Source organism: Azohydromonas lata NBRC 102462 (assembly GCF_001571085.1).
Taxonomy (GTDB): domain Bacteria; phylum Pseudomonadota; class Gammaproteobacteria; order Burkholderiales; family Burkholderiaceae_C; genus Azohydromonas; species Azohydromonas lata.
In genome coordinates this window covers 37,753-44,053 of the sequence record NZ_BCTC01000055.1, presented here as the reverse complement: position 1 = coordinate 44,053, position 6,301 = coordinate 37,753, and the positions used below count along the sequence as shown (strand labels likewise).

The following is a 6,301-nucleotide window of genomic DNA, read 5'->3' as shown; positions in this document are numbered from 1 at the left end:
GCTCAAGCCTCGTTGTGAAAGCGCGACGGCGGCCAACGAGGGTCGTCGCAGGAATCGGGTAAACCGCATCATGCCGTTATTGGGCATTTCGCGCAATTCTGTTCAACTTATGGTTTTCGCCAGGATGATGGCACCCTGGGACAGGAGGACTCGATGAACTGCATTCGACGCATGGACCACTTCACGGTCGTCACGGACCGGTTGGCGCAGACCCAGGCGTTCTATGAGCGGCTGGGCCTGCAGGTCGGGGCACGGCCTGACTTCGGGATCGGCGGCGTGTGGCTGTATGCCGGGGAGCAGGCGGTGTTGCATGTGGTCGAGGTGCAGCACATGCCCGCGCTGCGCCGTGGTGCGCTCGACCACATGGCGTTCCATGGCGACGACATCGTCGCCACGCTGGAGATGCTCAAGCGCGAAGGCGTGACCTACCGGCTGTTGCGCCTGCCGCGCCCGTGGAGCACATGGCAGGTGTTCTTCGAGGACCCCAACGGGGCCGAAGTGGAGATCGATTTCGATGCGGCGCAGAAGGTGCCGCCGCACCTCAAGGACGGCTCGGTCGTTCAGAGCAGCGCGTCGTAGGAGCCCCCGTCGACCTGCAGGTTCTGACCCGAGATGAAGGACGCCTGCGCCGAGCACAGGTAGGCACAGGCATCGCCAAGCTCATGCGGCGCGCCAAGCCTGCGCGCACGCACCATGCGCGTCTGCAATGTGCGGGCCTCTTCGAAGCTGATGCCCCGGTCGTGCATCATGCGCCGGGCCATTTCCTGCTGCCGGCCGGTGTCGATGTGCTGCGGCAGCAGGTTGTTGATGGTCACGTTGTCCGCCACGGTCTCGCGCTGCAGGCCCTTGGCAAACGCCGTGAGGCCGGTGCGCGCCGTGGTGGACAGACTCAAGCCGAAGCGCGGCGTCTTCACCACCGCCGAGGTGATGTTCACGATGCGGCCGAAGCGCCTGCGGCGCATGCCCTCCACCACGGCCGAGATCAGGTGCACGGGTGCCAGCAGGTTGGCCTCCAGCGCCGCCAGCCATGCGTCGTGGTCCCAGTCGGCGAAGGTACCCGGCGCGGGGCCGGCGTTGTTGGTCACCAGGATGTCCGGCTCTGCACAGGCCGCCAGCAACGCGTTGCGTCCGGCTGCAGTGTCCAGATCGGCGGCCACGGCGGCCGGCCTTCGCCCCGTGAGGCGCTCGATGCCATCGGCCGCCTCGGCCAGGCGCCCTGCGTCGCGGCCGTTGAGCGTGACGTCGCATCCCTCGCGAGCCAGCGCGGTTGCGCAGGCCAGCCCCAGACCACGTGAGGACGCGCAAACCAGTGCACGCCGTCCTGCAATACCAAGATCCATGTCGTGTTCAGTGCCCGGTGCAGGCCACGCCAACGCATCGGACCGCAAGGCCTCGCGCGGTGCAGTCATGCTCACCGGGGACACGGGTGCCCTCGGCGCAGCAGCACACGCCCTGGGGCTTCCCGCCCCCGCCCAACCGGCCCGGCCACCGGGTGGCCGCGTGGTGTAAACCCTTGGATTTATACATATTGACTGAATGTGTTCAGCAATTAAACTTCCTGTGCCGAACGACGTCAACCAGGAAGCCCCTTGCGATCCGAAGTCCGCTCCCACTGTCTTCCCCGCCGCCTGCTCGATGGCCCTGCCGGGACTTGGCTTTTCCTGGCCCCAGGAGGGCAACTCGACTGCAGCGCCGGCGGCACCACCGCGACAGCGCCTGGCGTGTGCAACTCGCCGGCCGATGAGCGTCATGCGTCCGGGCTGCCGGGCGCGGCAGCTTGAAAGCCGGAGCAGGCCATGCCACGCAAGCTCCCGGCCCTCACGCCAGACACCGCGCCGTTCTGGCAGGGTGGCGCGCGGGGCGAACTGCTTATCCACCACTGCACTGGCTGCCAGCGCTTCTTTCATCCACCGGCACCGGTATGCCCTCGCTGCGGCAGCCTCGATGTGGCCCCGCGCGCGGTGTCCGGGCGGGCGCGGGTGCTCACCTTCACCGTCAACCACCAGGCGTGGTCGAGCGAGCTGACGCAGCCCTACGTGGTGGCTATCGTCGGCCTGGACGAGCAGGATGACCTGCGCCTGCTCACCAACATCGTTGGCTGCGACCCGGCACAGGTGGCCATCGGCATGCCGGTGCGCGTGACCTTCGAGCCGCAGGAAGACGTGTGGATTCCGCTATTCGAGAGGGCCGCGTGATGGCCGTACCGCTGTACGAGAAGAATGTCGCGATCACCGGCATCGGCCAGTCCGAGGTCGGCCGCCCCTCCTCCAAGTCGGCCATGCGGCTGACGCTTGACGCCTGCCTGGAGGCCATCGCCGACGCAGGCCTCAGGCGCGAGGACATCGATGGTGTCGCCTGCTGGCCCGGTGACAACAACAACGGCAGCAGCTTCTCGCCGGTGGGCCCCAACGCGCTCATGAGCGTGCTGGGCCTGAAGGTGAACTGGTACGGCGCCGGTTACGAGGGTCCGGGTCCGCTGGCGGGCGTGATCAACGGCGCGATGGCCATTGCCGCGGGATTGTGCCGGCATGTGCTCGTCTTTCGGACCATCACCGAAGCCAGCGCGCGGCGTGTGAACAAGGCAGAGGCCGCGCTGACCAACAAGACCGTCGGGCGCGACAGCAGCTACTTCTGGCAGTGGTACACGCCCTTCAACGTGCTCTCGGCCATCAACCTCATGGCGATGTACGCGCAGCGCCACTTCCACGAGTACGGCACCACGCCCGAGCAGCTGGCGCAGATCGCCCTGACCTGCCGCCGTAACGCCGCGCTCAATCCCAAGGCGCTGTTCCGCACGCCCATGACGATGGAGGATTACTTCGCGTCGAAGATGATCTCCACGCCGCTGCGCATGTTCGACTGCGACGTGCATTGCGACGCCTCCACGGCCATCGTGCTCTCGCGCGCCGACGCTGCGCTCGATGGCCGCAACACGCCCATTCGCATCGAGGCCATCGGCGCCGCGCTGCACCAGCCGTGGTCATGGGACCAGATCTCGTTCACCGAGATGGCTGCCTTCGACGTCGGCCGCATGATGTGGTCGCGCACGGACTACAAGCCCTCGGACGTGCGCAGTGCACAGCTCTACGACGGTTTCTCCATCCTGACCATGATCTGGCTCGAGGGCCTGGGGCTGTGCCCTCGCGGCGAGAGCGGGCGCTTCGTCGAGGGCGGCAGCCGCATCGCGCGCGACGGCATGCTGCCCCTCAACACCAACGGTGGCCAGCTCTCGGGCGGACGCACCCACGGGTTGGGCTACGTCCACGAGGCCTGCACACAGCTGTGGGGTCGCGCCGGGGAGCGCCAGATTGCACCGCACCAGGTGGCGGTAGCGGCGGCCGGCGGCGGGCCGTTGGGCGGCAGCCTGCTGCTCGTAAAGGATTGACTTGCGAGGGCGCCACCCGCGCCCGCACTGAAAAAGGATGCCTCCATGTCTTTGAACTCCGTGGTGATCGTCGGCGGTGGCCAGGCCGGCTTCCAGGTGGCGAGCTCGCTGCGCCAGGACGGCTACGCCGGGCGCATTACCATCGTCGGTGATGAGCCGGGCGTGCCCTACCAGCGTCCGCCCCTGTCCAAGGCCTACCTGCTGGGCAAGATCGGCGCGCACGCGCTGCGTTTCAGGCCGCCGGAGTACTTCGACGAGCACCGCATCGACCGTCTCCACGACAGCGTCATCGCCATCGACCGCGCCCATCGCTGCGTGCGTTTGACCTCGGGCACGAGTGTCGAGTATGACCATCTGGTACTGGCCACGGGAGCGCGCAACCGCGTGCCAGCCGTGCCCGGGGTGGAGCTCGACGGCGTGTTCGGGCTGCGTACATTGGCCGACACCGATGCGCTGTCGCCGCGCCTGGGGAGCATCGAGAATGCCGTGGTGGTCGGTGCCGGTTTCATCGGGCTGGAGTTCGCGGCGGTGGCTGCGGCCAAGGGCATCAAGGTGCACGTGCTGGAGATTGCTGACCGGCCGATGGCGCGCGCGCTCTCGCGGCCGATGTCCGAGCTGTTCGCGCAGGCCCACCGCGGCTGGGGCGTGACGCTGGACCTGCAGCAAGGCCTGGTGCGCATCGTCGGCAAGAGCGGCAAGGTCACGGGGGTGGAGACGTCCGATGGGCGTCACCTGCAGGCTGACCTGGTGGTCTATGGCATCGGCGTCCTGCCCAACGCCGAGCTGGCCGTGGCAGCCGGTCTGGACGTCGCCAACGGCATTCGTGTCGACGAGCTGCTTCAGACGAGCGACCCGGCCATCTCGGCCATCGGCGACGTGGCCAGTTTCACCAGCCCGTACGCGAACACGCCTATCCGACTGGAGTCGGTGCAGAACGCGGTGGACCAGGCCCGCTCGGTGGCCGCGCGGCTGATGGGCAAACCCGTGCCCTATGCCGCCCTGCCCTGGTTCTGGACCGACCAGGGCGAGCTCAAGCTGCAGATCGCCGGACTGTCCGACGGCCACGACGAGACCGTGCTGCTGGGCGCGCCCGAGAGCCGGCAGATGAGCGTGCTGTGCTTCCGCCAGGGGCGCCTGATCGCTGTCGAGTCGGTCAACCGTCCGGTGGACCACATGAGCTCGCGCAAGATCCTCGCGCGCGCCGTGACCCTCACGCCGGCGCAGGCTGCCGAGCCGGGATTCGACCTCAAGGCCTACGAACTGGCCACGCGCGAGAACGCCTGACGGCGCCACGCCTGGGTCGAGGCGTCGTTCAAAAGCCGCGCAAAGCGGCGTGCTGCTGGAGGTATGCCGCTTTGGCGGCATGGCAACGCAGCGACAAGGCAACCTGGGACAAGGAGCTCCGTACCGGGAACAGGCTCAGCGGCCTGCAGGAGAGCCACGGCTGGTGCACCAGTGAGGCGGCAAGCACTGCCCCTATCCAAGCGCGTGCAGGCTCCCACGGAGCCCGTGGCACGCCGGGCCGCCTGGTGGCGGGCCCGGCATGGTGCAGCCAAGGTCACAGGCCGAGGTAGTCGGCCTTGCCCAGGTCCACGCCGGCGTGGCGCAGCAGCGCGTAAGTGGTGGTGGCGTGGAAGAAGAAGTTGGGCAGTGCCCAGCGCTGCAGGAAAGTCTCGCCCGTGAAGTGCAGCGACTCTGCGCTGCGCTGAGGCAGCACGATCTCGCGCGCATCGGAACCCTCGATGCTCCGGGGATCGATAGAGCGCACGAACGCCAGCGTGTTGCGCACGCGTTGCGCCAGCGCCTCCAGCGTCGTCTCGTCATCGGGGAACCTTGGTGCGTCCACACCCGCCAGGCGTGCCACGGCGAGCTTGGCCACGTCGGCAGCGATGCGCACCTGCGAGGCAAAGGTGAGCATGTCTGGCGCCAGCCGCATTCCGAGGTAGTTGGCGCTGTCAAAGCGCCGGGACTCGGCATGGGCCTGGGCCTTGACAAGCCAGGTCAGCAGGTTGTCCAGCATGCGCTCGAACACGGGCGCGCTGGCCCCGTACATGGACATCGTCATGGTGCGTTCTCTCCCTCAGAGCTTGTTGGAGCCTTGTCGCTCGAAGTACTGGCGCAGCGGCACCATGGCCGGCGAGTGGCTGGTGAAGCCGCCGTCCACGGGGATCACGGCGCCGGTGATGAACGAGGATTCCTCGCTGGCGAGGAAGGCCACCACGTCGGCGATCTGGCGCGGCCGGCCCAGCTCCGGCGTGAGGTGCTGCTCGAGCAGGATCTGCTTGATCTCCTCAGGCACTGTCTTCTGGGCATGATCGTTGATGACGAAGCCGATCATGATGGCATTGGAGCGGATGCCCTGCTTGCCATACTGCGCCGCTACCGAGCGCGCCAGCGCCATCAAGGCCGCCTTGGACGCGGCGTAGGCGGTAAGCGTCACGTCGCCGAGCTGGCCGAAGCCGGAGGTGGCGAAGACGATGGATCCGCCGCCCGCCTCCAGCATGTGCGGCACGACGTGCTTGCAGCACAGCATCGCGCCGCGCGCGTTGACATCGAGCGCCTTGTCCCAGGCAGCGACGTCGACATTGCACACGTCGCGGTCGGCCTGCCGTTGCGCAGTGTCCAGCGCCGCGGCGTTGTTGTGCAGCACGTCGATGCGCCCGAAGCGCTCGACGACGGCGCTCACCATGGCGCGGATCGATTCTTCCGAGGTGACATCGACCTGCACTGCGAGCGCCTGTCCGCCCGCAGCATCGATCTGCGCTGCCACGCCTTGCGCGGCGGCCAGTTCGATGTCCACCACGGCCACGCGCGCACCCTGCGCCGCCAGCACGCGAGCGGTCTCCGCGCCGATACCGTGGCCCGAGCCGGTGACGATCGCCACCTTGCCTTCCAGTCTTGCTGTCATCGCTTCTC

Annotated in this window: 7 protein-coding genes; 4 read left to right on the top strand and 3 right to left on the bottom strand. The window is 67.8% G+C overall.

Annotated features, from left to right (window positions below):
• Nucleotides 1-153: 153 nt before the first annotated feature.
• Nucleotides 154-579, top strand: a complete 426-nt coding sequence (locus ALA01S_RS18715; RefSeq protein ID WP_066339407.1) for a VOC family protein — start codon at nt 154-156, stop codon at nt 577-579.
• On the opposite strand, the gene ALA01S_RS18710 is transcribed toward ALA01S_RS18715, so the two are convergent.
• A complete protein-coding gene (locus ALA01S_RS18710) occupies nt 561-1,340 on the bottom strand; it encodes an SDR family oxidoreductase (RefSeq protein ID WP_066339404.1) in 780 nt (259 codons plus the stop codon). The two genes, ALA01S_RS18715 and ALA01S_RS18710, sit on opposite strands and share 19 nt — an antisense overlap.
• Nucleotides 1,341-1,796: 456 nt before the next feature.
• Here ALA01S_RS18710 and ALA01S_RS18705 point away from each other — a divergent pair, with 456 nt between their 5' ends.
• Genes ALA01S_RS18705 through ALA01S_RS18695 form a run of 3 tightly spaced genes read left to right on the top strand, consistent with a single transcriptional unit; the run spans nt 1,797 to nt 4,669 of the window.
• A complete protein-coding gene (locus ALA01S_RS18705) occupies nt 1,797-2,195 on the top strand; it encodes a Zn-ribbon domain-containing OB-fold protein (protein WP_066339401.1) in 399 nt (132 codons plus the stop codon).
• Nucleotides 2,195-3,385 (top strand): thiolase family protein, encoded by a 1,191-nt coding sequence (locus ALA01S_RS18700; protein ID WP_066339399.1) that lies wholly within the window; start codon nt 2,195-2,197, stop codon nt 3,383-3,385. The genes ALA01S_RS18705 and ALA01S_RS18700 overlap by 1 nt, the downstream gene beginning before the upstream one ends.
• A gap of 45 nt (nt 3,386-3,430) precedes the next feature.
• Nucleotides 3,431-4,669 carry an NAD(P)/FAD-dependent oxidoreductase gene (locus tag ALA01S_RS18695; RefSeq protein WP_066339396.1) on the top strand — a complete coding sequence of 413 codons (1,239 nt, stop codon included), beginning with the start codon at nt 3,431-3,433 and terminating at the stop codon, nt 4,667-4,669.
• 274 nt (nt 4,670-4,943) lie between these two features.
• On the opposite strand, the gene ALA01S_RS18690 is transcribed toward ALA01S_RS18695, so the two are convergent.
• Both ALA01S_RS18690 and ALA01S_RS18685 read right to left on the bottom strand, forming a co-directional pair.
• The gene (locus tag ALA01S_RS18690) at nt 4,944-5,450 is read right to left on the bottom strand and encodes a DUF1993 domain-containing protein (RefSeq protein ID WP_066339392.1); all 507 of its coding nucleotides are present in this window, start codon (nt 5,448-5,450) and stop codon (nt 4,944-4,946) included.
• Nucleotides 5,451-5,465: 15 nt separating this feature from the next.
• On the bottom strand, nt 5,466-6,293 hold the full coding sequence (locus ALA01S_RS18685; protein WP_066339389.1) for an SDR family NAD(P)-dependent oxidoreductase: 828 nt from the start codon (nt 6,291-6,293) through the stop codon (nt 5,466-5,468).
• Between the last annotated feature and the right edge of the window lie 8 nt (nt 6,294-6,301).

Coding starts and splice junctions, on each gene's coding strand:
- ALA01S_RS18715 (WP_066339407.1), top strand. CDS start 154: ATGAACTGCATTCGACGCATGGACCACTTCACGGTCGTCACGGACCGG.
- ALA01S_RS18710 (WP_066339404.1), bottom strand. CDS start 1,340: ATGGATCTTGGTATTGCAGGACGGCGTGCACTGGTTTGCGCGTCCTCA.
- ALA01S_RS18705 (WP_066339401.1), top strand. CDS start 1,797: ATGCCACGCAAGCTCCCGGCCCTCACGCCAGACACCGCGCCGTTCTGG.
- ALA01S_RS18700 (WP_066339399.1), top strand. CDS start 2,195: ATGGCCGTACCGCTGTACGAGAAGAATGTCGCGATCACCGGCATCGGC.
- ALA01S_RS18695 (WP_066339396.1), top strand. CDS start 3,431: ATGTCTTTGAACTCCGTGGTGATCGTCGGCGGTGGCCAGGCCGGCTTC.
- ALA01S_RS18690 (WP_066339392.1), bottom strand. CDS start 5,450: ATGACGATGTCCATGTACGGGGCCAGCGCGCCCGTGTTCGAGCGCATG.
- ALA01S_RS18685 (WP_066339389.1), bottom strand. CDS start 6,293: ATGACAGCAAGACTGGAAGGCAAGGTGGCGATCGTCACCGGCTCGGGC.